The sequence below is a fragment of the Streptomyces sp. NPDC056734 genome, from assembly GCF_042790455.1.
In the GTDB taxonomy this organism is placed as follows: Bacteria; Actinomycetota; Actinomycetes; order Streptomycetales; family Streptomycetaceae; genus Streptomyces.
Map to the genome: position 1 here is coordinate 26,165 of NZ_JBHTZD010000006.1, position 24,406 is coordinate 50,570.

Sequence of the window (24,406 nt, forward strand, 5' to 3'; positions counted from 1 at the left end):
TGGGTGCACAGGGCAGTCCTTGCGAGGGAAGTTCCAGCCTTTAGGTTGCGCGCGCACCTACGCAAGTAACGGACTCTCCATCACGCACCGAGCATGGACAGTCGCGGTGCGTAATCCATCCTGTGCGGCCCCCCACGGCCGCGCCCCGGAGGCTGCCATGCGCACAGATCAGGACCACGAGCACGGCACGATCGTGGCGAGCAGCGTCTTTCCGCGCAGTCGGGAAGCCGTGCGGTCGGCCCGTGATTGGGCTCGGCGGGCGTATCGACTGACCGGCGGGGCACAGGCCGAGACCTGTGCGCTGCTGGTCAGTGAACTCGCCACGAACGCCGTCGAGTACGCCGAGGGCGATCAGTTCGAAGTCATCCTGTGGGCTTCGCCGGTCAGTGTCGGCGTACGGGACGGGTCGCCGGCGGTGCCGGAGTTACGGCAGCCGGGTCAGGATGACGAGCATGGGCGCGGGCTCCTCCTCGTAGCCGCGCTCTCCTCGCGCTTCGAGGTCGTTCCGGTCGCCGGTGGCGGGAAAGTCTGCCGATTCTGGCTCGACGAAGGGCTGCCGCGATGACCCTCGTGAAGGTCCAGGCCAGCGTGTCCGCCGTGTGCGCCCTCGCCGGGATGCTCTTCGTCGCCCTCTGGGCCGGGTCCGTCACCCTCGCGCTCACCCTCGCCCGGCGGCCACGGAAAGCGTGCCACGAATGGTGCGCCTGCCGACGTGGTGGTCAGACTCCCGCTCCGTTCGGCCAGGCAGACTCAGTCGACGTCGACGGGGGCTGAGGGGCTGGCCTCGCACCAGGGCCCCGCCGCCAAATCCCCCCCGCCCCTCACACCCTCCGCACAGCGAAAATCGTCGTATCGTCCGCCAGTCTCCCCCCGCAATGCCGCAGCACCCCCTCCCGCACCACCGCCACCAGCCGGGCGGGCTCCACGCAGCGGGCGTCCTTGGTGATCGCCTGGGTGACCGCTGTCTCCAGGGGGAAGAACACGCCCTCGGTGTCCCGGGCCTCCGTCACCCCGTCCGTCGTGAGGAGGATGGTCTCGCCGGGGGACAGCGGCACCCGGTGCGCGGTCAGGGGTCTCGCCGTCGACGGGGGTTCCAGTTCGGCCAGGCCCAGGGGCAGGGCGCCGCCCGGGCGCAGGGTGCGGACCCCGCCGGGGCCCACCAGCAGCGGGGGCTCATGGCCGAAGTTGATCACATGGACGGCGCCCGGATCGTCGTCCGGGAACGCCAGCAGCACCGCCGTCGCGAACCGGTCGTCGTCCTCCCGGCCCAGCTCCTGCACCCGGCCCCGGTGCCGCATCATGCGGATGCCCAGGCGCTCCCCGACCACCGCGAGATCCCGCTCGTGATACCCCGCCTCCCGGAACGTGCCCAGCAGCGCCGCCGCCGCCTCCACCGCCCCCAGCCCCTTGCCCTGCACATCACCGAGCAGCACCCGCGTCCCGGACAGGCCCGGCTGGATGTCGTAGAAGTCGCCCCCGACCCGCGCCTCCGTGTCCGCCGGGAGATAGACCTCCGCATGCTCCAGCCCGCCCCAGCCGGGCGGCATCTCGCGCAGGACCGTGCGGCGGACCGTCTCCTGGATGTCCCGCATCCGCAGCGCGTGCTCCTCGCCCCGCACCCGCACCGCGCACGCCAGCGTCGCCAGCACCCCGCCGATCGCGATCAGCGTGAAGTCGGACAGCCGGGGACTGAACCGCTGCGGCCACACCGCCTCCACGAACAGATACGTCGCCAGCACCAGCCCCGTGAACGCCGCCGTCGTCCACACCCGGCACAGCGCCGCCGCGATCCCCGGCACCAGCACCACCCAGGCGATGATCCGGAACTCCGTGCCCGTCCAGTAGTCCACCAGCACGATCGTGATCAGCAGCACCAGCGGCGGCACCCATGTCACGCTGTACCCGCGGACCCGCAGCGCCCGGTACTGGTGCCACAGCCCCGACCGTCCCGCCCAGGGCAGCCGGTCCAGCGGACCCCGGTCTGCCCCGTCGTCGCTCACGGGTCTCAGCGCCCGGTCGCCCCCGGACCTCATAGGGCCAGCGAAGCACGCCCGGCCCCGCCGCGCATCCGGCCGCCGCCCCGCGACCGCACCCCCCGCGGACTTGCCAGCCGCCCCGCACAGGTGTGCCCTGGTAGTCGGGGGCGAGAGGAAGGAGCGCTTCCATGGCTCACGCCGCATCCGCGTCCGCATCCGGACCCGCGTCCGCACCCGCGTCCGCATCCGGCACATCCTCGGGCACCCGGCTGCCCGATGTCTTCAGTGCCCACGCCCACACCGTCGCCCGCTGGGCCATACCCATCGGCACCGGGCTCATCTACGGCTACTGGGTCGCCGCCAACAACCGCGCCGGTCACGCCATCACCGGCTGGAATCTCCTGCTCGGCTTCGTCTCCGCCCTCGTCTTCGCCGTCCTCTGCCACGCCCTGCTCACCTTCGCCCCGCACCTGAAGCGCGAAGTGCATGCTGTCCTGTGGTCCGTCTTCGGCGGCTGCGCCTTCGGGTTCCTCATCAGCGAGACCGGCGCCTCCATCCTGCGCTCCGTCCTGTGGTCCCTCGTCATCGCGGCGACCGTCTTCGTCGTGCTCTTCTATCGCTACTACACCCATGAGGACGCCGAGGGTCATCGGGTCGGTTGAGCGAACCGCCGGGCGATCACCCGAGGGTCAGCAGAGCGATCACCCGGGCGATCACCCGAGCGATCACCCGAGCGGTCAGCCGTGCCAAGCGCCGTCCCCGGTCCGGTGAACGCGCTTCGCCCGTACGGCCGTACAGCGCTCGCGCCCCCCACCGCCACCCCGTTGCCTGGAGACATGTCCCCCAGACGCCGGCGACGCCCGAGCCCTCCGCGCCCGAGCCCCCCGCGCCTGCGCCGCGCCCTGTCGGCCGCGCTGATCGCCCTGGCCTGTCTGCTGGTGCCCTTCGCGGCCCTCGCCACCTGGGTGACCTACGGCCTGGCCGACAGCGAGCGCTACGTCCGTACGGTGGCGCCGCTGGCCGCCGACCCGGCCGTGGAGGACGTCATCGCCGACACCCTCGGCACCGGCCTCGCCGACCGTGCCGGCTCCGCCGAACTGGCCCCCTTCCTCCGCGCCGCCGTCCGTTCCTTCACCCGGACCGAGGCGTTCCAGGTGGGCTGGGACGAGGCCAACCGGGCCACCCACGACGCCGTCCTCGACGCGCTCCGCAGCCGCAGCCGTGGCCACGACCCCGTCACCATCGACCTCGCGCCCGTCGCCGCCGCCGTCCAGCGGCAGCTCGCCGAGGACAACGTGACCGTGGGCCGTCACCGGCTCCGCGTCGTGCACACCGAGGTCGCCGTGCTGCCCGCCGCCGATCTCGTCCCGCTCCGAAAGGGCTTCCACGTGCTGCAAGTCGCCGCCGTCTGGCTCCCGCTGACGGCCGCCGCGCTCGCCGTCACCGGGATCGCCCTCGCCGCCCGTCGCCGCCGCGCCCTCTTCGCCATGGCCCTCGGCATCGCCCTCGGCGGCGCGCTGCTCGCCCTCGCCGTCGCCCTCGGCCGCCACCTCACCCTCGCCGACCTGCCCCGGGGCGTGCCGGCCCCCGCCGCGGGCGCGGTCTACGACGCCCTGACCGCCACCCTGCGCACGGTCTCCTGGCTGCTCCTGGCCCTCGGCGTCACGGTCGCCCTGGCCTGCCGCTTCGGGCCACCCCTCCGACGCCGCCGCCCCCCGACGGTCCCCTCCGTCCCCCAGGATCAGCCCACCCCCACTCCCACCCCCACCGACCCTCACTCCCCCCGCGCCACCCCCGCCAACACCCCCACCGCCCACTCCAGTTCCCCCACCTCCGCCGACGCCAGTCCCAGCCGTACCGCGTCCGGTGTCCGGCTCGGGTCCACGGCGAACGCGGTGCCCGGAGTCACCGAGATCCCGTGGGCCGCCGCGGCGCCGGCGAAGGCGTCGGCCCGCCACCCCGACGGCAACTCCCACCAGGCGAAATAGGCGCGCGGATAGGACCGTACGCGGAAACCGGCCAGCCCCCGCGCCACGATCCGCTGCCGCCGCCCCGCGTCCGCCCGCTTGGCCGCGACCAGCCGCGCCACCGTCCCGTCCGCGATCCACCGCTCGGCCGCCGCCAGCGCGAACCGGCCCGCGCTCCACCCCCCGGACCGCACGGCCGCCGCCACCTTCTCCATCCGCCGCTCCGGTACGACGAGAAACCCGGCCGTGAGCCCCGGCGCGACCCGCTTGGACAGCCCGTCCACCACATACGCCAGCTCCGGCACCCGCTCGGCGAACGACGGCGGCGCGTCCGGCCGGAGGAACGACCAGATCCGGTCCTCCACCAGGGGCATCCTCAAGTCCCGCAGCACGTCCGCCAGTTGATCGCTCCGCTCGGGCGTCGTCGTCAGGGACGTCGGATTGTGCAGCGTCGGCTGGAGATACAGCGCGGACAGCGGCGCCGAACGGTGGGCCGCCGCCACCGAAGCCGCCACCACCCCGCCCTCGTCCACCGTCAACGGCACCAACGTGATCCCCAGCCGCCCCGCCACCTCCTTGACCAGCGGATAGGTGAGGGGTTCGACGCCCACCCGGCCACCGGGGCGGACCAGCGTGGCCAGCGCGGCGGCGATGGCCTGCCGGGCGTTCCCGGTGAACAGCAGCCGCTCCGGGGGACAGCCCAGCAGCCCCGCGACGGCCTCCCGCGCCTCCGGCGTCCCCGTCGGCGCGGCCGGCCGCAACGCCTCCGTCAGGACGTCGGGCCGCAGGAGCGGGGCCAGCGCGGGCGCGAGCAGGGCCGACTGATCGGGGGCCGAGGGATAGTTGAGTTCCAGATTGACGGGCCTGGCCCGGCCCCCGCCGCCGAGCGCGTGCCCGTACCGCACGGGCTCCGTCAGCGCCCGGCCGTCCGGTGCCGGGGCGCTCGCCCGTACGAAGGTGCCGCGCCCCACCTCACCCACCACCAGCCCGCGCCGTACGAGTTCCGCGTACACCCGCCCCGCCGTCGAGGCCGCGATCCCGCGCCGCCGCGCGAACGCCCGCTGCGGAGGCAGCCGCTGCCCCGGCTGGAGCCGCCCGGACGCGATGTCCCCGGCGATGCGATCGGCCAGCCGTAGATAGTCGTCCACCTTGCCCCGCCCCCTTCTGCCCAACGCATTGCACCGAGGGCAAAGATTTCATTGCACCGAGAATAGCCCGCCCTCTAGGGTCGGTCCCATGGCACCCTTCCTCTCATACGAGGACAAAGGCGCCGGAAATCCCGCGCTCACCCGCGCCGATTCCCCGGTCCCCGTCCCCGTTCCCGTTCCCGTCCCCCTCCAAGTCCCACTCCCCCTCGTCCTGATCCACGGCCACCCCTTCGACCGCACGATGTGGTCCCCGCAGATCGCCGCGTTCGCCCCGTCCCGCCGGGTCATCGCCCCCGACCTGCGCGGCTACGGCGCCTCCCCGGTGAACCTGGGCAAGACCCCGCTCCCGCTGTTCGCGCAGGACATCGAGGATCTCCTCGACCACCTGGGCGTCACCGAATGCGTCCTGGTCGGCCTCTCCATGGGCGGTCAGATCGCCCTCGCCTGCTACGACCGCTTCGGCGACCGCGTCCGTGGCCTGGTCCTCGCCGACACCTCCGCCGCCCCCGACACCGCCGAGGGCAGAAACCTGCGGCGCACGACCGCCGGGCGGCTGCTGGACGAGGGCATGCGCGGGTACGCCGACGAGGTGCTGGAGAAGATGGTCGCGCCGTACGCCCCCGCGCACGTCAAGGACCACGTCCACCGCATGATGACGGCGACCCCGTCCGAGGGTGCCGCCGCCGCCCTCCTCGGCCGCGCCGAACGGCCCGACTACCGGCCCCTCCTGCCCCGCGTCACCGTCCCCGCCCTGGTGATCGTCGGCGCGGACGACGCCTTCACCCCTGTCTCCGACGCCCAGGCCCTGCACACCGGCCTCCCCGACGCCACCCTGCATGTCATCGAGGGCGCCGCCCATATGCCCAACCTGGAACGCCCGGAGGAGTTCAACCGCCTGCTCGCCGCCTTCCTCGCCGGGCTGGACTCCTGACCCCCACCGTCCTGACCCTCGCCATCCCGACCCCACCGACGACTATCCCTTCCTTGACAAAAAAAACTGTCGGTACGATGCTGGAGGAGAACCGAGCCCGAGAGTGACCCGGAACGACCTACGGAGGACCCCATGCGCACCCTGATCAGCACCGCCTTCATCTCCCTCGACGGCGTCGTGGAAGCCCCCGGCGGCGAGGCCGGATACCGGAACGCCGGCTGGACCTTCAAGGGCATCGACTTCGTCCCCGAGTCCTTCGAGATCAAGGGGCGTGAGCAGGAGGAGGCCGCCGCGCTGCTGCTGGGCCGGGTCAGCTACGAGGCGTTCGCCCCGGTCTGGCCGGGCATGGAGGAGTTCGCCGGGTACAAGGCGATGCCGAAGTACGTCGTCTCCACCACCCTCACCGACGCCGACCTCGTCCCGGACTGGGGCGACACCACGATCCTGCGCTCACTCGACGAGGTCGCCGCCCTCAAGGAGACCGAGGGCGGGCCGATCATCGTCCACGGCAGCGCCTCCCTGAACCGGGCGCTGTCGGACGCGGGCCTGATCGACCGCTACCACCTCCTCGTCTTCCCCCTGCTGCTCGGCGCCGGGAAGCGCCTGTTCAGCACGGCGGACAAGGACACCCAGCACCTGAAGCTGGTGGAGCAGGAGGCGTACGGCAACGGCCTTCAGAAGCAGGTCTTCGACGTCGTCCGCTGATCTCCGGGGCGGACGCGCCCTCCTCACCTCCCCTCACCTCCCCGCGCCGGGCAGGCCGGCGTCAACGCGGCGTCGCCATTGACCGACCCGGTGCACCTGGACCCGTACCCCGACACCCCCCGTCCTGGGAGCGCTACCGTGCTGAGGGTTACGTGATCGTCGAGGAGGGGCCTCATGGGTGGAACCGTGCTGCTGATCGCCGGGGCACCGGTGGGGCGTGGGCGATTGGTGGAGGCGGCCGGGGTGCTGCCCGTGCTGTCGGCCGTCGCGCCGGGCGTGCTCGCCGGGGCGGATCCGGCGTATGTCGTGGAACTGGCCGACCCGTTGGAGCCGCAGGCCGTGCTGACCCGGCTGCGGGCCGCCGCCGCCTTGCCCGACCCGCTCACCGTGTTCGTCGCCGGGCAACTGCAACTCGACCGGCGCCAGCGGCTCCCGCATCTCGCGCTCGCCCGCACCACACCGGCGAGCGTCCGCTACACCGCCTTCCCCTGGCACTGGTTCCGGGAGGAACTGCGGCTGCGCACCCCCGGCAGCACCACCCTCCTCCTCGATCTGCATGCCGACAGCGAGTGCTGGGAGCTGCTGCGCGCCCAGCCCCTGGACTGCGGCAGCGGACACGCCGTGTACGGGCGGATCGCGCCGCCGCCGGGGCGTCGTACGGTCGGGCAGCCGTCGTACCTGAAGGCCGTCGCGACGCTGCTGCGCGGCGGGTACCGGCCGCCGCTGGAGCAGTTGCACCAGCAGGCGCTCGCCCGGGTCGCCGAGGAGAGTGGCGACAAGGGGGTGGGGGTGGTGCTCGGTACGGGTGGTCCGGCCGGGGGCGATCCGCACGCCGCGCTCGCCGACGCCGTACGGGCCGGGCGGCACACGGAAGCCGACGCGCTGGCGGCGCAGTGGGAGCAGGCGGCGCTACGGGCGCACGGGGCGGTGTCGGACGAGACGCTGCACTGGGCCGAGGTGCGGGCCGATCTGGCGATGCTCGCCGGGGACCCGGTGCGCAGCTGCCGGACCTGGCTGACGGTGGCGGCGGCCCGGCTGGGCGCGGGGCAGGCGGTGGACGCGCCCGCGGTCGAGGCCGCCGTCGACCGGGCGCATCACCAGTGGGGGCGTATTCGTGACGCGGCGCGGGCCCGGGAACTCGGGTCCGCGCTCGCGGAGTTGCGCGGCCGGGTGCCGGGGCGCCGCGCGGGCGCCCTGGACCATGTGCGGCGGCAGCTGGAGCAGTTGCAGGAGGCGTGACCTCCGGCACCGGGCTAGGGCGTCCAGCCGTCGGTGTCGGACGGTCCCGGGGCGGAGGTCCGCCTGGTGGTGTCCCGCCGGGTGATGGCCTCCGTGACCTGGTCGATCGCCGTGCGGAGGAGGTCGCCGTAGGCGTCCGGCGGGAGGGCGGGGGCGTGCCTGCGGGCGGCGGTGATCTGGTCCTCGGCGGCCTCGAACGAGCCGAGCCGGCAGCGTGGTCGCCCGGGGCACCTGGTCGGGGGCGTAGTGGCGGTAGCCGGTGACGGGGTCGACCCGGGCGGGTGGCAGCAGCCCGGAGTCGGCGTAGAAGCGCAGGGCGCTGGGGGTCAGGCCACTGCGGCGGGCGAAGGGGCCGATGGGCATCAGGTCGTCGTGCGGCACCCCGTCATCGTGGGGGTTCGACCAGCCTGAAGGTCAAGCGGTGTCCGAGGTGTCCTCGACGTCCGTGAGCGGTCCGTGCCGGCTCACCAGCCAGGTGATGGCGGTCGGTTTCTAAGGCCGTACCGACTGGGTCACCCGGTCCCCGTCCGGCGTCGCCTTCGCCGGTCCTGCGTTCGCGGCGGTGACCAGGGCGGCGGCGGCCAGCAGGGCCGCGGTCAGGGCGCGGGCGTAGCGGGCGGGAGGGCGTCCGTCGCGGGCGGATGGCGGTCCGGGCACGGGAACCTCGCAGGGGGGTGGCACTGGGGGGTGGCGGCACCGAGGGTGACAGCGGCGGGTTAAGCCCCCTTAATGCCGTTCCCAACTTAGGGCCTGCGGAGGCTCAACCGGAAGGGGAACATGGGGAGTTGCGCCATAACTCCGGCGACCCGGAAGGCATAGCGCCGATGCCCGGACGGCGTATCGCGACGCCCCCCGGGCGACCTCAAGTGCCGTATAGGTAACTGGACTTACTGGCATCATTAAACGCATGGCGAACCGCGACGACCCCGAGACCATCGGGCGCAGGGTGCAGCGGCTGCGGCACGAACGCGGGCTGACACAGCGGCAGTTGGCCGAGCCCGCCTACACGCCCGCCTACATCTCCACCCTGGAGGCCGGCCGGGTCCGCCCCTCCGACGAGGCGCTGCGGCATCTGGCCGGGCGGCTCGGCGTCGGCTTCGACGAACTGGCCACCGGCCGCCCCGCCCGCCTCGCCACCGATCTGCGGCTACGGCTGACCGAGGCGCAGCGCACGCTCGCCACCGGCGCCGCCGAGGAGGCCGCCGAGCAGTACCTGGCGCTGCTCGCCGAGGCCGGGGCGCACGCGCTGACCGCCGAGCAGGCCACCGCGCTGCTCGGGCTCGGCGAGTGCGGCCTGGACACCGGCGACATAGTGGCCGCCCGGCGCCACTTCGAGCGCGCGGAGCAGGTGCTCACCGACGCCGATCAGCCGCTGCCCGCCCGGGTGCCCGCACTGCGCGGCCGGGCGATCTCCCACTACCTCGCGGGCGAACTGCGCTACGCCGTGTACCTCCTGGAGTCCACCCTCGACGAGCTGAACCGGGGCGGACTGCACGACCCGGACGCGCTGCTGCTGCTGTACGCCAGCGTGATCGGCCCGTACATGGACATGGGCGCCCACGCGCGGGCCGCCAAGGCCGCCGAGTTCGCGCTGGCGGTCGCCCCGCAGGCCGGGGACCCGGCGCTGGTCGCCCGGATGCACCGGCAGGTGGCCCGCACCCTGCTCGCCGAGGGCCGGATCGCCGAGGCCGACGCCTCGCTCGCCAAGGCCGCCGAGATGTACCGCCAGCTCCAGCTCCGTACCGAACTCGCGAACTGCCACTGGATGCGCGGGTATGTGTGTGCGCAGAACGGTGAACTGGAGCGCGCGGAGGGCGAGTTGCGCGAGGCGCTGACCATGCTGTCGGCCACCCGGGCCGCGCTGTACGGCAGCCAGGCCGCCGTGGAGCTGGCGGACGTGCTGCATCGGCGCGGCAAGTCCGGGGAGGCGGCGGCGCTGCTGCGCGAGGTGCTCGGCGATCTCTCCTCCGAGCGCGGCGCCGTGCACGCCGCCGCCGCGCACCGGCTGCTCGGCATCATCGCCGAGGACGCCCGGGACACCGAGGCCGCCGAGGAGCACTACGTCCGCGCCCTCAGCCTGCTGGAACGCGCGGGCGCGGCCGGTGACCTCGCCGACCTGTGCCGGATGCTGGGCGATCTGCTGCGCCGCACGGGCCGGGTGGAAGCGGCGCTGGACGCGTACCGGACGGGGCTGGGACACCGTACGGCGCCGGGGACGACGACGCTGGGCCCGGCACCGGCACAGCCGCCGGTGTGACGCGCACTCCCGTGCCGCCGGGCGCGCGGGTCACACCTGCACCCGCCCCTGCTTACGCACCTGCGTGAGCCGTTCCGCGCCCAGTTCCACCGCCGCCCAGGTGCTGTCGTCGAGGATCTCGCCGAGGCCGCCGTTGGTGACGGTGAGGGCGTCGTCGCCGACGCGGACGGCGGCCACGTCGAGCGTGAGGGTGACCGGCTCACCGCCCTCGCCCTCATCCCCCTCTCCGCCCCGGGTCAGGGTGACCCGCAGGCCCTGCCGGGCGTCGCCCGCCTCCGGCAGGGGCGCGTCGGCGACGGTCACCATGACCGGTTCGCGGCGCGGCCCGACCGCCTTGAACGTGCCGCAGGTGCGCGGCAGCCCCTTCAGCCACGCCAGTGCGCGGTCCACGTCGGCGGGGGGCCGGGTGCTGATCCGGTAGCGGAGCTGGGCGTCGTCGTACTCGTCGTCCAGCCCGATCGCGGCGCGCGCGGGGCTGCCGAGCAGATCGTCGGCGTACAGCGCGTCGAGCAGCCGGTGGCAGTCCGGGGCGGTCGCGGTCGCCTTGAGGAACCCGTCGCGCCAGGTCGCCGCGCCCTGGGTCGGCGTCCAGGGTTCCCCCAGGTCCGCGTCCGTGACCAGCGCGGCCTGGGCCTGGGCGTCGGTCAGGGCGGGGGTGGTGGCCGGTGCGGCGGGACTGGCGGAGGGCTTGGGGGGCGACGGCCGGGCCGCCGGGGCGCTGGTCAGATACGGGCGGGGCGGCGCCGTCTCCTGGTACGCGCAGCCGCTCGCGACCAGCAGGATGGTCGTGCCGAGCGCGGCGCCGAGGATGAGCGGGGCGACGGGGAGCCGGACGGGCGGGACACGGTTCATCGGGGGTGCCTCCAGGGGTTCCGGTTCCTGCCCTTTGCCTGTTCCGGTTCCTGTCCACGGCACCACCACCGCCGCCCGCCCACCAGCGAGCCCGGTCCGTCCGGGTGAGGGAGGCGACGGCGGGGAGCCCCGGGGCCTGCCCGTCGACGCCTCCCCGACCGGCGGAGCCCCTACTCCCCGTCCCTCTCCCCCCACCCCTCCACAGCCGTCAGATACAGATCCACGTACCGCCGCACCTCCACCTCCAGCGCCACATCCACCAGCGCCTGCTGCCGCTCACCCTCGTGGAGTTCGGACTCGCCGCGCCGGGTGCGCAGGTCGACGATGGTCTGGCCACGGGTGGGGCCGGGGGCGAGGGAGATCTCGACCGGGAGCCGCCGGGTGGTGATCCCGCCCGGGTCGGCGACCGCGCACACCGCCCCGGCGTCGCCGAGCCCGCCCGCCGGGTCGTCGCCGTCGGGGTCCGGGGCGGAGGGGCGGTGTGCGAGGAGTTCCCCGGCGAGCCGCGCACCCGGCTCCGCGCTGGCCCGCAACCGCCGTACGTCCTCCCCCGGCACCACCACCCGCATGAACACATCGAGCCCGTACATGGTGATCGGCACCCCGGCGGTGAGCAGGATCGCGGCGGCCTCCGGGTCGTGCCAGACATTGAACTCGGCGACGGGGGTGGCGTTCCCGGCGGCCACCGCGCCGCCCATCCACACGATCCGCTCGATGTTGCGCACGACCTCCGGGTGGGTGCGCAGCAGCAGGGCGATGTTGGTGAGGGGGGCGGTGGGGATGAGGGTGACGGGCCGGGGGGAGGCGAGGATCTCGCGCCGCAGCAGACCGATCGCGTCGAGGCCGGCGGGGGTACGGGTGGGCGCGGGCAGCCCGAGATCCCCCATCCCGTCCGCGCCGTGCACATGCTGTGCCGAGCGGGCGGCCTCGATGAGCGGACGGGCGGCGCCGCGCGCCACGGGGATGTCGGGGGCGCCGGCCTGTTCGAGGACGGTGAGGGTGTTGCGTACCACGCCGTCGACGTCGGTGTTCCCGGCGACGCAGGTCACCGCCCGCAGATCCAGCCCCGGGTGCCGGACGGCGAACAGCAGCGCGAGGGCGTCGTCGACGCCGGTGTCACAGTCGATGATCACCGGGATGGGCTGACCGGTCACGCGGACTCCTTCACTGCGGGCCCGTGCGGGCCGCTGGGCGGACTACGACATCCTGTCCCACAGCCCGGTACCCCGTGCGGCCACCTGCGCGCCGACCCGGCGCAGCAACTCCCCACCGGGCAAGGGCCCGTCCCGCCGCCCGTCCCGCACTCGCAGGGCGACCAGCCCTTCGGCCGCCTCCCGCTCCCCGATGACGGCTTGGTACGGCACCAGCCGCGCCGCCCGGATCCGGGCACCGAGACTCCCGTCGCCGGGCCCGGCGAGTTCGGCGCGGAGCCCGAGGCGGCCGGCCTCCTCCACGAGCCGCACCCCCTGCTCGACCTGCCCCTCGCTCACCGGCAGTACGACCATCTGCACCGGCGCGAGCCAGCCGGGAAGGGCCCCGCCGTGCACCTCCAGCAGCTGCGCGACGGCGCGCTCGACACTGCCGATGACACTGCGGTGCACCATGACCGGCCGGTGTTTTCCGCCGTCGGCGCCGATGTAGTGGAGATCGAACCGGGCGGGCTGATGAAAATCGATCTGCACGGTGGACAGGGTGGACTCCCGTCCGGCGCGGTCGGCGATCTGGACGTCGATCTTCGGCCCGTAGAAGGCGGCTTCCCCTTCGACGGCGTCGTACGGGATCCCGTCGAGGACGGTTTCGAGCAGCGAGGTGGCTTGCCGCCAGAGCGCGGGGTCGGCGACGTACTTGCCCCCTTCCCCGGGCAGCGAGAGCCGATGCCGTACGGCGCGGATACCGAGGTCGGCGTAGGCGCGGCCGATCAGTTCGAGTGCCGCCCTGGCCTCGGTGGCGGCCTGCTCCGGGGTGCAGAAGATGTGCGCGTCGTTGAGGGTGATGGCGCGGACCCGGGTGAGCCCGCCGAGCACGCCGGACAGCTCGGAGCGGAACATGCCGCCGATCTCGGCGATGCGCAGGGGCAGTTCGCGGTAGCTGTGGGAGCGGGAGCGGTAGATCAGGGCGTGGTGCGGGCAGAGGCTGGGCCGCAGCACGAGATCCTCGGCGCCGAGCCGCATGGGCGGGAACATGTCCTCGCTGTAGTGCGCCCAGTGCCCGGAGATCTCGTACAGCTCCCGTTTGCCGAGCACGGGCGAGCAGACATGCCGATACCCGGCCGCGCGCTCGATCTCCCGGACGTACTCCTCCAGGGTGTGCCGGACGATCGCCCCGTCCGGGAGCCAGTAGGGAAGCCCGGCGCCGATGAGTGGGTCGCTACCGAAGATGCCGAGCTGCCGCCCGAGGCGACGGTGATCGTGGGGGTCGGGGTGCCCCTGGGGGTGCTCCTTCTCCATGTCCATGCCGGGGTCCATGTCCATGCCGGGTTCTACGTCCATGTCGGGCTCCTGTCGCTTGGGTGCGTGGAGCGAGCACCCGGGAACGACAAAACCCCGGGGCACTCGCCCCGGGGCTTCGGACACGTGGATCAGCGGTCAGCACACCGGGACGGACTCCGGCGTCGTCGTGAGAACGGCTGGCTGTACCTGCTGCATGGTTACGACGGTACGGGGGGAGCGGGGGGTCGGCAAAGGGGTTTTCGGGGGGTGTGGCCGGGGGTGGGGGTGACGGTCGGGTCGGAGTCCTGCGTCCAGCGCAAGGTCATGTCCGGCAGCCCCTCCATGTTCCGGTGGCCGTCGCTGGTGTCGAGGACCGTGAAACCGTGGCGGTCGTAGAACGCGCGGGCGTCGGTGTTCTGCTGGAAGACGTGCAGGGACACCCCGTCGGGGCTGTGCCGTCTCACCTGGTCCAGCAGAAGCGTGCCGATGCCCCGGCGGCGGACCTCCGGTCGCAGATAGAGGTGTTCGAGCATGTCCCCCTCAAGGGCGGCATAGCCGAGGATCTCTCCGCCGCACACCGCCACCCACGTCCGGCACGACGTCAGCAGGACATCCCGGACCCACCGGGTGACCTGGTCGTGGCTGCGCTTCTGCGGGGGCAGATACGGCATGGTCGCCACCCGGGACATCATGTGGACGCGGGCGATCGCCGCCGCGTCGGGCGCGTCCGCGCGTCTGATCTCTGTCATGCCGGTATCGCTCACGGCAGGAACCTACCGAGCCGGCCGCCCACCCGGCAGAACAGGGCGCGCGGCGCCTGACCAAGGCGCCGCGCGGACCGGGCGTCGGCGGCGCGGAACCACCTGGCTCGGGTCGTCGACCCGGCCGGTGTCCGGATGCCGTACCGAACGCCTCCCTGCCCTCCCCCCGGATCGCCGGGCGCCGCCACTGTCCGGGTGGTGCCTCCGGCCACCGTGGTGGAGGCGGAGAGCGGCGTGCCCCTGGAACCTTCCGGCGGGCGCGACCTGCGCGCCGACCGTCCGGCGGACGCGACTCGCGCGCCGCAACCGCCCGGCGGACGCCACCTGCGTGCCAACCCTCCGGCGGACGCCACCCGCACGCCAACCCCCGGCGGACGCCAACTCGCGCGCCGCGACCGATCGGCGGGCGCAGCCTGCGTGCCGCACTCGCCCCCCGGGCGCAGCCTGCGTGCCGCGCCCGCCGGGCCCAACTGTTGCTTGACCGGGCCCCGTCCGGCCATGCTGTTGCGGCTGAACGCAAAGGCTCAGTTCACCGGGGGAGAGCCAGATGCTCCGCGTCCATTTCACCGATGCCGATCTGGCCCGGACCCGGATGGGTGCGGTGTCCGATCCGCTCTGGGACATCGCGATCAGCCTGCACCGGCTCCAGACCCGGCAGGGGCGCTGGGCGCACGCCGAGTGGTACCGGTCGGTGCGGGTGCGGCTGCGTGGGCAGGGGCTGGAGCGGGCCGTACGCAGGGTGCTGCTGCCGCTGTATCCGCGGGCCGCCTACTTTCCGGACTTTCTGACGCCCTTCGCCGCCTCCGAGGGCCTGGACCCCGGGCTGGAGGCCGTGCTCGCGGCGCCCGCACCGCGCGTGCGGGCCGAGATCGGCACGCTCGACCTCGTCGTCGGGGCGCCCGCCTGGGCGGCCGGGCTCGGTGAACGGGCCGCCCGCGAGGACCTGGTCCGGCTGCTGCGGGCGTACCACGACACCGCCATAGCGCCCTACGAGGATCAGGTGCACGCCCGGATCGAGGCCGAGCGGGCCGCGCGGGCGCGGGCGATCAGGGACGGCGGCGTGGAAGGGATGCTGGCCGGGCTCGGGCCATGGGCGCGCTGGGAACGGCCGGTGCTGCACACCGACTACCAGCCCTCCGTGGACCGGGACCTGTATCTCGGCGGGCGGGGAATCCTGCTCGTGCCCTCCTACTTCCTGCTCCAGCGGCCCCTCTCCTTCGCCGACCCGGGGCTGCCGCCCGTACTCGTCTATCCGCTCGTGCACGAGGCACCCGCGACCGCCGCCGTCCGTGAGCGCGCCGCGCTCGCCGCGCTGCTCGGCCCCGCCCGCGCCGCCGCCCTGCGGGCCGTCGCGCACGGCGCCACCACCGGCGAGATCGCCCGCGCCGCCGGGGTGTCGGCGTCCGCCGCCAGCCGGCACGCGACGGTCCTGCGCGACGCCGGACTGATCACCAGCAGCCGCCAGGGCCCCGCCGTGCTGCACACCCTCACCCCGGTGGGAGCGTCCGTGCTGGGCGCAGGTGCAGCCGCAGGCGCAGGCGCGGCCCTGGGGCCCGGTCACCACAGCGAGCGCAACACCCCCCACAGCGACGGCTGATACGAGCAACTGCTCACCAGCTCGTGCGACAGCGGAGCGTACGTGCCCGCCAGATTGCCCATGCTGTTCACACCGCTGCACCCGGTGCGCTGGGCCGTCCGCTCACGGTCGAAGCCCGCCGCCGTGTGGTCGGTGCCCCGGTAGTACGCGACCCCGCTCAGCTCCCGCGTGTCCGCGATGTTGTTGAAGACCGAGCGCACGGGGCCCGTCGCCGCCCACGCGCATGTCCTCGTCCCCGACTGCCAGTCCCGGTCGCTCTCGCTCCAGTGGCACATCTCCCCGTTGCCGTCGAACTCACTGAAGAAGCAGACGCTGTCGGCCGGGCAGCGGTCGTAGCCGTAGCCCGACGGTGCCCCCTGAACCGGCACCGACCGGTACACCGGCGTGCCGTCGTACGCCGTCGCCGAGCGGTGCGCCACGTAACTGGCGACGCCCAGGCCCGACACCACCAGCAGGACCGTCGCCAGCGCCCCGGCCAGCACCGGGTGCCGGCGCCACGACGGGCCACGCAGCCGCCGCAGCCCGCGCAGCCGTGGCAGCCCGCGCAGCCGTGGCAGCCGGGGCGAGCGGGCCACCCCGGCGACCGGCTCCACCCGGCGCAGCAGCGCCCCCGCCGTGATCCGCTCGCCGGGGTCACGGGCCAGACAGGCGGTGATGATCTCCCGCCAGCCGTCGGGCAGCGCGGGTGACAGCCGCAGCTCCTCCGCGCCCCGCGCGTACCGGGCCGCCGCGTCGCAGCGCGCCCGCGTGCTGCCGCCTGGCAGTGGGAACGCCCCCGTCAGCACCACATGCGCGAGCACCCCGAACGCCCACACGTCCGCCGACGGCCGCACCCGCGTGCCCCGCTCGTCGACCTCCGGCCACAGCAGCTCGGGCGGGGTGTAGTCGGGGGTGGCGAAGGCGGGCGCGTAGGCGTGGGTGCCCTCCAGCTCGGCCGCCATGGCGAAGTCCGCCAGCCGCACCGAACCGTCCTTCATCAGCAGCACATTGGCGGGCTTGAGATCCCCGTGCACCCACCCGGCGTGATGCAGCTGCGCCAGCCCCTCACAGATCTGCGCCAGCACCGGACCGGGCCGCCCGGGCTCCGGTACGTCGTCCAGCGACCGCTCGGCCCGCTCCAGTACGAGGACGGTGGCGCCGTCGATCTCGGGGTGCCCGGGATCGTCCACGGTCAGGGCGTCGTACATCCGGATCAGCCGCGGCGAGCGCAACCGGCCCAGGAAGTCGACCTCCCGGGCGGCCAGTTCGCGCAGATGGCCCAGCTGGCGGGGGGTGCGGGTGCCGGTCGGGAGGAACTTCAGCGCCGCCCGGCCCGGCAGCCGCTCCGGGTGCTCCCCGGGGGCGGCCGGCCGCGCCGCGTACACCGTCGCGAACGCCCCCGCCGCCAGCCGCTCGCGCACCTCCCAGGGCCCGACCCGGTAGCCCGGGGGGACGGACACGGAGACCGGCTGCCGTGCCGCGCCACCGCTCACCGGACCACCTCCGGCTCGGGCTCCGGCGTCGGCATCGGCGTTGACGTCGGCGTCGGCGTCGGCGTCGGCGCGGCCAGGACCACCAGATCGTCCTCGCGGACCAGGTCGAAGCGCAGGGCGAGGGAGACCAGCGTCTCCTTCTTGCCGTTGATCCGGTGGCCCGGCTCCGCCACGCCCGCGCCCGGACGCAGCCGCAGCTTGAGCGCGAGATAGTCGATGTTCCAGTAGACCGCCGAGCGGCTCGCCCCCGGCCACACCGGGCGCAGCCGCTCCACCAGTTGCTCCACCGCGGGCAGCGGGGCGTGCGGCTCGCCGCGCAGCCGGGGTTCGCACAGCGCGGCCAGTACCGCGAAGTACCGCTTGGTGCGGTCCAGGGTGAACGCGGGCGCGGTCACCGGTCCCGGCAGCCCGTGCCGGGCCGCGCTGCGGAACTCCTGGCGCGGCGCCCACACATCGAAGGTGAGCAGATCGCCCGCCGCGGGCAGCACCACCCGCGAGAACTCGAACGGCACGGGCGCGTCCACCCGGCCCGGCGCGACCTTGATGTGCTCGCCCGCGCCCTCCGGGTTCTCCACGACGTACGTCTGATGCTCACTGCGGTTGCTCAGCAGCCAGAAGCTGCCCTCCGCCGAGATCTCCCCGGCGATCCGGGGCACCCCCGGGTGCCCGATGACCAGCCCCCCGCCCGTCCGGCGGCGGCCGAACTCCAGCCGTTCCCCCACACCCAGTCTGATCTGCTCCTCCGGGCGCGCGGCGCACGCCGGAGGCACGACGATGACGCTGTACACGGACTCGTCCCCCTAGCCGGATCCATGAGAGCCACCCTCCCCCGGTCCGACGAGGGGGAGGGTACGAGAGGAGTCTGAGAATCCGGGCGCGGTGGCGGGCGTCGGCGCGTCGGCCGGGGCTCAGCCCAGCCACACCGTGGTGTCCGGCCCCAGCCGTCCGTCGTCCGCCGGCGGGCCGCTGGTCACCAGTACCTCGCCGGGCGGCAGGGGTACGGGCGTGGCGGACAGGTTGGTGACACAGCGCCAGCCGTCCGTGCGGGCGAAGGACAGGACGGCGGGCGGGAGGTCCGCCGCCCAGGTCAGCGTCTCGCCCTCGGTCAGCTTGCGGCGCAGCCGCAGGGCCGTGCGGTACAGCTCCAGCGTCGAGCCCGCCACCCCGTCCTGCGCCTGCGCCGCGTACCGCCCGAACCACGCGGGCTGCGGCAGCCAGGAACCGGCCGCGCCGAAGCCGTACGACGGTCCGGCCGACGTCCAGGGCAGCGGCACCCGGCAGCCGTCGCGGCCCTTCTGGGTGTGGCCGGTCTGTTCCCAGACGGGGTCCTGGAGGGCCTCCGGCGGGAGGTCGGCGACCTCGGGCAGGCCCAGTTCCTCGCCCTGGTAGAGGTACGCCGAGCCGGGCAGGGCGAGCATCAGCAGGGTGGCGGCGCGGGCGCGGCGCAGACCGGCGGCCTCGTCGACGGGCGGCCGGGTCCCGCCGGACAGGAGCCAGTCGTCGGTGCCGGTGCCGGGCGGGAGCATCAGGCGGGAGGCGTGCCGGATCACGTCGTGGTTGGACAGCACCCAGGTGGCGGAGGCACCGGCCGCGCGGGCGGCGTCGAGGGACTCGGTGATCACCTGCCGGAGCGCCCCGGCGTCCCACGGGGTCTGGAGATACTCGAAGTTGAAGGCCTGGCCGAGTTCGTCGGGCCGGGCGTAGTGGACCCGGCGGGCGTTCGGCACCCAGGCTTCCGCGACCGCCATCCGGGGCGGGCTGTAGGAGTCCAGGACGCGCCGCCAGTCGCGGTAGATCTCGTGCACCTCGTCGCGGTCGTAGAAGGGGTGGGAGCCGGGCGGGAGGTGGGTGAGGGACGTCTCGGCGCTCAGCTCCGGATCGCCCAGGTCGCGCAGTGGATCGGCCAGATCCTTGACGAGGGCGTGGGCGACGTCCACGCGGAAGCCGTCGACGCCCCGGTCGGACCAGAAGCGCAGCGTGGTGCGGAAGTCGGCGCGGACGTCGGCGTGGTCCCAGTTCAGATCGGGCTGCTCCGGGGTGAACAGGTGCAGGTACCACTGGCCGTCCGGGACCCGCCGCCACGCGCTGCCGCCGAAGACCGACCGCCAGTCGGTGGGCGGCAGTTCGCCGTGCGCGCCGCGCCCGTCCCGGAAGACGTACCGGTCCCGGGCCGGGGAGCCGGGCCCGGCCGCGAGCGCCTCCTGGAACCACATGTGCAGATGCGAGGTGTGGTTCGGGACGACGTCCACGATCACCTTCAGCCCCAGCCGGTGCGCCCTCGCCGCCAGCGCGTCGAAGTCGTCCAGGGTGCCCAGGCGGGGATCGACATCGCGGTAGTCGATGACGTCGTACCCGCCGTCGGCCGGCTCGGACGGGTAGAACGGGCTCAGCCACAGGGCGTCCACCCCGAGCGCGGCCACCTGCCCGAGCCGCTCGGTGATCCCCTTCAGATCCCCGAGCCCGTCGCCGTCGGCGTCACCGAAACTGCGCGGATAGACCTGGTAGACGACGGCCTGCCGCCACCAGTCGGGGTTCCTGGACGAGAGATCGGGCGGGGAGGGATCGGGCGGGGAGGTGACGGGGGGTACGGGGGGTACGGTCACGCAAACTCCTCTGCGCAGCGAGTCCGACAGAAGGGAAGACGGAAGGGAAGTCTGTCCCGTTCGCCCGGATGGTGAACCTGGACCGCGCCCGGCGTACGGCACTCCCGTCCGGGAGGAACTCGTCCGGGAGGAACTCGTTCTGGCGTACTCCGGACCCCCTCCCCCCGCCCGCCACGCACCCTCCTGCCCCACCCGCCCCAGCCCCCTGAACTGGGCCGACACCCGTACGCCGTCACCTTCGCGCCCCTTCCCCCACCCCGTCATCCCGTACGCCATTCACGCTCGGCATCCGTATGCCTACGCTGTGATGGTCTGCATGGACTGCATCGGGGGTCGCATGGGGTTCGGATTCGGTCAGCGGCGGGGCGGGCAGCTGCCGGTGGAGATGACCAGTTTCGTCGGCCGGGGCGCGGAACTCGCGCTGCTCCGCACGGCGTTGGAGCAGTCGAGACTGGTCACGCTGGTGGGCCCCGGCGGGGTCGGCAAGAGCCGTACGGCGCTGCGGGCGGCCGGGATGGTCGCGGGCCGGTACCCGGACGGGGTGCGGCTGGTGGAGCTGTCCGCGCTGCGCGACCCGGAGCTGATCCCGGCCACCCTGGCCGGGGTGCTGGAGCTGCCGGAACAGCCGGGGATGACCCCGCTGGACGCGGTGGTGGAACATCTGCGCGGACGGCGGCTGCTGCTGGTTCTGGACACCTGTGAGCATCTGGTGGACGCCTGCGCGATGCTCTGCGACATCCTGCTGCGCGAGGCGGGCGGGCTGAGCGTGCTCGCCACCAGCCGCCAGCCGCTGGACGTGCCGGGGGAGCACTGCGTACCGCTCGCCCCGCTGGCCAGGGAGGACGCGGCGGATCTGTTCGTGCAGCGGGCCGCCGCCGTGACCGCCGGTTTCTCCGGCACCGGCGCCGACCGCGAACGCACCCTCGCGCTGGTGGACCGGCTCGACGGCATCCCGCTGGCCCTGGAGCTGGCCGCCGTACGCCTGCGGGCGGTGCCCCTGGCCGAGTTGGTCGCCCGTCTCGACCGCCGCTTCGAGGTGCTCACCGGCGGCAGGCGGACCCGGCTCACCCGCCACCAGACCCTGCGTACGGCGATCGACTGGTCCCACGACCTGTGCACCCCCGAGGAGCGCCTGCTGTGGGCCCGGCTCTCGGTGTTCGCCGGGTCCTTCGAACTGTCGGCGGCCGAACGGGTCTGCGCGGATGCCGAACTGAGCGCCGAACAGGTGGTCGAGGCGCTGATCGGCCTGGTGGACAAGTCGGTGGTCCAGCGCATCGGCGAGGACGGCGGACGCTACCGCCTGCTGGACACCATCCGCGAGTACGGCGCGGGCCGGCTGGAGCGCACGCCGGACGCCGGATCGGGTGTGCGGCAACGCCACTTCGCGCATTACGAGCACCTGGTCGCCCGGTTCTGGGACGAGTTCCTGAGCCCGGCGCAGGTGGCGCTGCACCGGGCGGTGCGCGAGGAGATCGCCGACATCCGGGCCGCCCTGGAGTGGGGCTGCGCGCGGGACGACGCCCAGGCGAAGGACGCGCTGTGGCTGGCGACCCGGCTGGGCGCGTACTGGCGGGCGGCGGGCACCCTGTCCGAGGGCCGGCACTGGATCGACAAGGGCCTGAGCCGCGTACCGCAGGACTGCCCCGAACGCGCCTGGGCCCTTCAGATGACCGGCATCTTCGGCGTCTGGATGGCGGACCTGGAGACCGCGTCCGACCGCTTCCCGCGCGCCCACGAACTGGCCCTGCGGATCGGTGAGGACCGGGTGGAGCGGTCGGCCGCCGCGTATCTCGGCGCGATGACCGTGTTCGGCGGTGATGTCGAGAACGGCCTCGCCGAACTGGAGCGCAACCGGCTGCGGATCGTCGAGTCCGGCGACGGCCTCGCCATCGGCGTCGTGCACTACGAGGGCGCGTTGCTGCGGGCGGTGCTCGGCGACACGGCGGGCGCCCTGGAGCTGTGCCGCACGGGCCTTGCGTACCTCGCCGGGGTCGGCGAACGCCAGTTGTACGCGTCGACGCAGAGCACCCAGGGGATGATCCTGTGGCTGAGCGGCGATCACGAGGATGCCGAGCGCTGTTTCCGGGACGGCCTGGAGGCGGCGAGCGAGATCGGCGAGGTGCTGGTGGCCGCGCTGGCCTCGCTGGGCCTGGCCTGGTGCGCCGCCGAGCGCGGGCGCCCGGTGCGGGCCTGCTGGCTGCTCGGATACGCGCAGCACGCCCGGCGCCTGGGCGGCGACCCGGTGTCGCTGCTCCCCCGCCTGCTGGAGGAGCTGGAGGCGGTGGACAAGGCGGTCCGCGCGGCCCTGGGCCCGGCGGACTTCGAACGCTGGCGGGAGGCGGGGTCGCGGATGTCGGGCCAGGAGATCCTGGAGGCCGTCCGCACGGACACGGACATCCCGGTCCCGCCCCAGCCGGTTCCCCCCGCCGGGGCCCGCTCCCCCCTCCGCTCCGCCGACTCCCTCACCCGCCGCGAACGCGAGGTCGCGGCCCTCGTCGCCCAGGGCATGTCCAACCGGGAGATCGCCGAGCGCCTGGTCATCTCCAAGCGCACGGTGGACGCCCACGTGGAACACATTCTGGCCAAACTCGGCATCACGTCCAGGACGGAGATCGCGGCGCTGGCAGGCCCTCGCTAGACCTACGGCCCCCCGCCCCGCGTACGTACGTATGGGCCGCCCGAGCGGTAGGTGTACGGATCTTCCCCGCTCACGACCATTCCGCCACCCCCGGCACGGCAGGCTGTTCCCTGCCACCCAGGGGACGGGACGCGCGGGGCGCCGGCAGTTGGTCAACCCCCACGGCTGTCATGGCAAGGCCCCCGCACGACACCTCCCCCCGGCGGCGCAGCGGGGCTGCCCCTGGTCGGCGGGGCAGCCCCGCTTTCAGGTTTGGGCGTGCGCTCGGGGACGTGAGTCACAAAGTCCCTCTGCCGCCTTCGTCGAGCGTGAAGAACACGGCCTTCGAGACCGCCTTCAGCCCGCCGCGCACCGCACTCCCCCACTGATCGGCACACGCCTCCACCAGATGGAGCCCATGCCCGCTCTCCCCATCCCTCCCGACGGGCTGGAGCGGAAGCACCCCCGGCAGATCGTCATGCACCCACACCGTGACGGACGCCTCGGAGACGGCGACCTCCATGTGGATGAGCGGCGTACGGGTGTGCCGGTACACGTTGGTGACGACCTCGCTGGTGCAGAGCCGTGCCGACTCGGCGAGCGCGTCGTGCCCGGTGGACCGCAGCAGCGTGGCGACGAGGTTGCGCAGTACCCCGGGGGCGGTTCGGGCGTTGGCTGTGGTGAGGCGGTAGGAGGTTGGCGATGTGGGGGTGGGGGGTGTGGTGGACATGGCGCTGTCTCCCAACTCGGTCGTGGCTGGGTGGTGTTGGGAGAGACGGTAGCGTATGCGTATCACCTGTAGTACCTGAAACCCGAAAGGGTGCTACTGATTAACTCTGTCCGGGGATACGGGCCACACTGAGGGCTCGACAGGAGGGAACCGATGCCACCAAGGAAGGCGCCGACCGCACGGCAGCGCCGATTGGGTGCGGAGCTGCGAAGGATCCGGGAGCGCGCCGGACTCACGCTCGTTGACGCCGCAGCCCAGTTGGGCACGGACCGGACGACCGTCAGCAACATCGAGTCGGGGCGCTTCGGGGTGAGCGGTGAGCGTGTACGCACTTGGGCCGCGCATTACGGCTGCCCCGACGCCGAGTACGTCGAGGCGTTGGCGGCCATGGCCGAGGACCGTAGAAAGGGGTGGTGGGAGGACTATCGCGAGGTTCTGTCGGTCGGTGCTCTCGATCTGTCCGAGCTTGAGCACCACGCCAGCGCTCTGCGAGCCGTGCAGATCATGCACATGCCTGGGCTGCTTCAGACCGAGGACTATGCCCGCGCGGTGTTCACCGAGGCCGTTCCTGCCCTGAGCGACATCGAACTGCGTCGTGAGCTGTCACTGCGGCTGAAGCGTCGCGATGTGCTGGACCGGGCGACCCCGCCCATGTGCACCTTTTTGATCCACGAATCGGCACTGCGCATGGAGTTCGGTGGGAGAAAGATCGCCCGCGCGCAACTCGACTACCTGCTGAAGCAGTCCGATCGGGAGAACGTGAGGGTACGCGTGATTCCGTTCTCCATAGGAGGCTTCCCGAACGCTGGAAGTGCGACACTCTATGCGTGCGGGCCTGTTCCACAGCTCGACACGGTCCAGACGGACACCCCGTACGGTCCTGCGTTCCTTGATGCAGAGACGCGCCTTGCAAATTTCCGAGCAGTTCTGGACCGGACCGAGGAGAGGTCGCTCGACGCCGTGCGGTCGCGTGACTTCATCAATGAGATCGCTCAACAAGTATGAAGGCGTGGGAGAAGTGGATATTCAGTGGCAGAAGTCTTCGTTCTCGACCGACGCGGCGGGCACCAACTGTCTTGAGTTGGCGATGCAGGGCGACGAGATCTTGATGCGTGAGAGTGA

21 protein-coding genes and 1 pseudogene are annotated in these 24,406 nt (G+C 73.4%); 10 read left to right on the forward strand and 12 right to left on the reverse strand.

The window, feature by feature from the left end:
- Positions 1–157: 157 nt before the first annotated feature.
- Positions 158–565, forward strand: a complete 408-nt coding sequence (locus ACFRFC_RS10470) for an ATP-binding protein (RefSeq protein ID WP_382680659.1) — start codon at positions 158–160, stop codon at positions 563–565.
- A gap of 256 nt (positions 566–821) precedes the next feature.
- On the opposite strand, the gene ACFRFC_RS10475 is transcribed toward ACFRFC_RS10470, so the two are convergent.
- On the reverse strand, positions 822–2,000 hold the full coding sequence (locus ACFRFC_RS10475; protein ID WP_382680661.1) for a PP2C family protein-serine/threonine phosphatase: 1,179 nt from the start codon (positions 1,998–2,000) through the stop codon (positions 822–824).
- 164 nt (positions 2,001–2,164) lie between these two features.
- On the opposite strand from ACFRFC_RS10475, the gene ACFRFC_RS10480 reads away from it, so the two are divergent.
- Positions 2,165–2,638, forward strand: coding sequence for a hypothetical protein (locus ACFRFC_RS10480; RefSeq protein WP_382680662.1), 474 nt, complete (start codon positions 2,165–2,167; stop codon positions 2,636–2,638).
- A 1,112-nt stretch (positions 2,639–3,750) separates the two neighbouring features.
- Here ACFRFC_RS10480 and ACFRFC_RS10485 read toward each other — a convergent pair.
- Positions 3,751–5,091, reverse strand: coding sequence for a PLP-dependent aminotransferase family protein (locus ACFRFC_RS10485; RefSeq protein WP_382680663.1), 1,341 nt, complete (start codon positions 5,089–5,091; stop codon positions 3,751–3,753).
- Between the two features lie 88 nt (positions 5,092–5,179).
- Between ACFRFC_RS10485 and ACFRFC_RS10490 the strand changes: the two genes are divergently transcribed.
- The 3 genes from ACFRFC_RS10490 to ACFRFC_RS10500 all read left to right on the forward strand — a co-directional run bounded on the left by ACFRFC_RS10490 (position 5,180) and on the right by ACFRFC_RS10500 (position 7,966).
- Complete coding sequence (locus ACFRFC_RS10490; protein ID WP_382680664.1) at positions 5,180–6,022, forward strand: alpha/beta fold hydrolase; 843 nt, start codon at positions 5,180–5,182, stop codon at positions 6,020–6,022.
- A 132-nt stretch (positions 6,023–6,154) separates the two neighbouring features.
- Entirely contained in the window at positions 6,155–6,727 is a 573-nt protein-coding gene (locus ACFRFC_RS10495) for a dihydrofolate reductase family protein (protein WP_382680665.1), read from the forward strand.
- Positions 6,728–6,901: 174 nt separating this feature from the next.
- The gene (locus ACFRFC_RS10500; RefSeq protein WP_382680666.1) at positions 6,902–7,966 is read left to right on the forward strand and encodes a hypothetical protein; all 1,065 of its coding nucleotides are present in this window, start codon (positions 6,902–6,904) and stop codon (positions 7,964–7,966) included.
- A 210-nt stretch (positions 7,967–8,176) separates the two neighbouring features.
- On the opposite strand, the pseudogene ACFRFC_RS10505 reads toward ACFRFC_RS10500, so the two are convergent.
- Together ACFRFC_RS10505 and ACFRFC_RS10510 are read right to left on the reverse strand one after the other, a co-directional pair.
- Positions 8,177–8,347 (reverse strand): annotated as a pseudogene (locus ACFRFC_RS10505) (MerR family transcriptional regulator); the annotation flags it as partial.
- A gap of 111 nt (positions 8,348–8,458) precedes the next feature.
- A complete protein-coding gene (locus ACFRFC_RS10510) occupies positions 8,459–8,623 on the reverse strand; it encodes a hypothetical protein (protein ID WP_382680667.1) in 165 nt (54 codons plus the stop codon).
- 250 nt (positions 8,624–8,873) lie between these two features.
- On the opposite strand from ACFRFC_RS10510, the gene ACFRFC_RS10515 reads away from it, so the two are divergent.
- Positions 8,874–10,223 carry a helix-turn-helix domain-containing protein gene (locus tag ACFRFC_RS10515; protein ID WP_382680668.1) on the forward strand — a complete coding sequence of 450 codons (1,350 nt, stop codon included), beginning with the start codon at positions 8,874–8,876 and terminating at the stop codon, positions 10,221–10,223.
- A 30-nt stretch (positions 10,224–10,253) separates the two neighbouring features.
- Here ACFRFC_RS10515 and ACFRFC_RS10520 read toward each other — a convergent pair whose 3' ends face one another.
- The 4 genes from ACFRFC_RS10520 to ACFRFC_RS10535 form a co-directional block, all read right to left on the reverse strand.
- The gene (locus tag ACFRFC_RS10520; RefSeq protein ID WP_382680669.1) at positions 10,254–11,075 is read right to left on the reverse strand and encodes a hypothetical protein; all 822 of its coding nucleotides are present in this window, start codon (positions 11,073–11,075) and stop codon (positions 10,254–10,256) included.
- A gap of 170 nt (positions 11,076–11,245) precedes the next feature.
- Positions 11,246–12,229, reverse strand: a complete 984-nt coding sequence (locus ACFRFC_RS10525) for a nucleoside hydrolase (protein WP_382680670.1) — start codon at positions 12,227–12,229, stop codon at positions 11,246–11,248.
- A 42-nt stretch (positions 12,230–12,271) separates the two neighbouring features.
- On the reverse strand, positions 12,272–13,522 hold the full coding sequence (gene thrS / locus ACFRFC_RS10530) for a threonine--tRNA ligase (protein ID WP_382681057.1): 1,251 nt from the start codon (positions 13,520–13,522) through the stop codon (positions 12,272–12,274).
- A 200-nt stretch (positions 13,523–13,722) separates the two neighbouring features.
- The gene (locus tag ACFRFC_RS10535; protein ID WP_382680671.1) at positions 13,723–14,253 is read right to left on the reverse strand and encodes a GNAT family N-acetyltransferase; all 531 of its coding nucleotides are present in this window, start codon (positions 14,251–14,253) and stop codon (positions 13,723–13,725) included.
- A gap of 559 nt (positions 14,254–14,812) precedes the next feature.
- Between ACFRFC_RS10535 and ACFRFC_RS10540 the strand changes: the two genes are divergently transcribed.
- Positions 14,813–15,862 (forward strand): ArsR family transcriptional regulator, encoded by a 1,050-nt coding sequence (locus tag ACFRFC_RS10540; protein WP_382680672.1) that lies wholly within the window; start codon positions 14,813–14,815, stop codon positions 15,860–15,862.
- Here the strand turns inward: ACFRFC_RS10540 and ACFRFC_RS10545 are convergent.
- The 3 genes from ACFRFC_RS10545 to ACFRFC_RS10555 form a co-directional block, all read right to left on the reverse strand.
- Complete coding sequence (locus ACFRFC_RS10545; protein WP_382680673.1) at positions 15,823–17,301, reverse strand: serine/threonine-protein kinase; 1,479 nt, start codon at positions 17,299–17,301, stop codon at positions 15,823–15,825. The genes ACFRFC_RS10540 and ACFRFC_RS10545 overlap by 40 nt on opposite strands.
- Before the next feature lie 29 nt (positions 17,302–17,330).
- Complete coding sequence (locus ACFRFC_RS10550) at positions 17,331–18,122, reverse strand: FHA domain-containing protein (protein WP_382680674.1); 792 nt, start codon at positions 18,120–18,122, stop codon at positions 17,331–17,333.
- A 120-nt stretch (positions 18,123–18,242) separates the two neighbouring features.
- Positions 18,243–19,937, reverse strand: a complete 1,695-nt coding sequence (locus tag ACFRFC_RS10555) for a glycoside hydrolase family 13 protein (protein ID WP_382680675.1) — start codon at positions 19,935–19,937, stop codon at positions 18,243–18,245.
- Between the two features lie 337 nt (positions 19,938–20,274).
- Here ACFRFC_RS10555 and ACFRFC_RS10560 point away from each other — a divergent pair, with 337 nt between their 5' ends.
- Complete coding sequence (locus ACFRFC_RS10560; RefSeq protein WP_382680676.1) at positions 20,275–22,575, forward strand: LuxR C-terminal-related transcriptional regulator; 2,301 nt, start codon at positions 20,275–20,277, stop codon at positions 22,573–22,575.
- A 277-nt stretch (positions 22,576–22,852) separates the two neighbouring features.
- On the opposite strand, the gene ACFRFC_RS10565 is transcribed toward ACFRFC_RS10560, so the two are convergent.
- Positions 22,853–23,284, reverse strand: a complete 432-nt coding sequence (locus ACFRFC_RS10565; protein WP_382680677.1) for an ATP-binding protein — start codon at positions 23,282–23,284, stop codon at positions 22,853–22,855.
- Positions 23,285–23,437: 153 nt separating this feature from the next.
- Here ACFRFC_RS10565 and ACFRFC_RS10570 point away from each other — a divergent pair, with 153 nt between their 5' ends.
- Positions 23,438–24,289 (forward strand): helix-turn-helix domain-containing protein, encoded by an 852-nt coding sequence (locus ACFRFC_RS10570; RefSeq protein WP_382680678.1) that lies wholly within the window; start codon positions 23,438–23,440, stop codon positions 24,287–24,289.
- Positions 24,267–24,406: DUF397 domain-containing protein (locus tag ACFRFC_RS10575; RefSeq protein ID WP_383112614.1), on the forward strand; the 140-nt coding region annotated here is incomplete at its 3' end. The genes ACFRFC_RS10570 and ACFRFC_RS10575, both read left to right, overlap by 23 nt.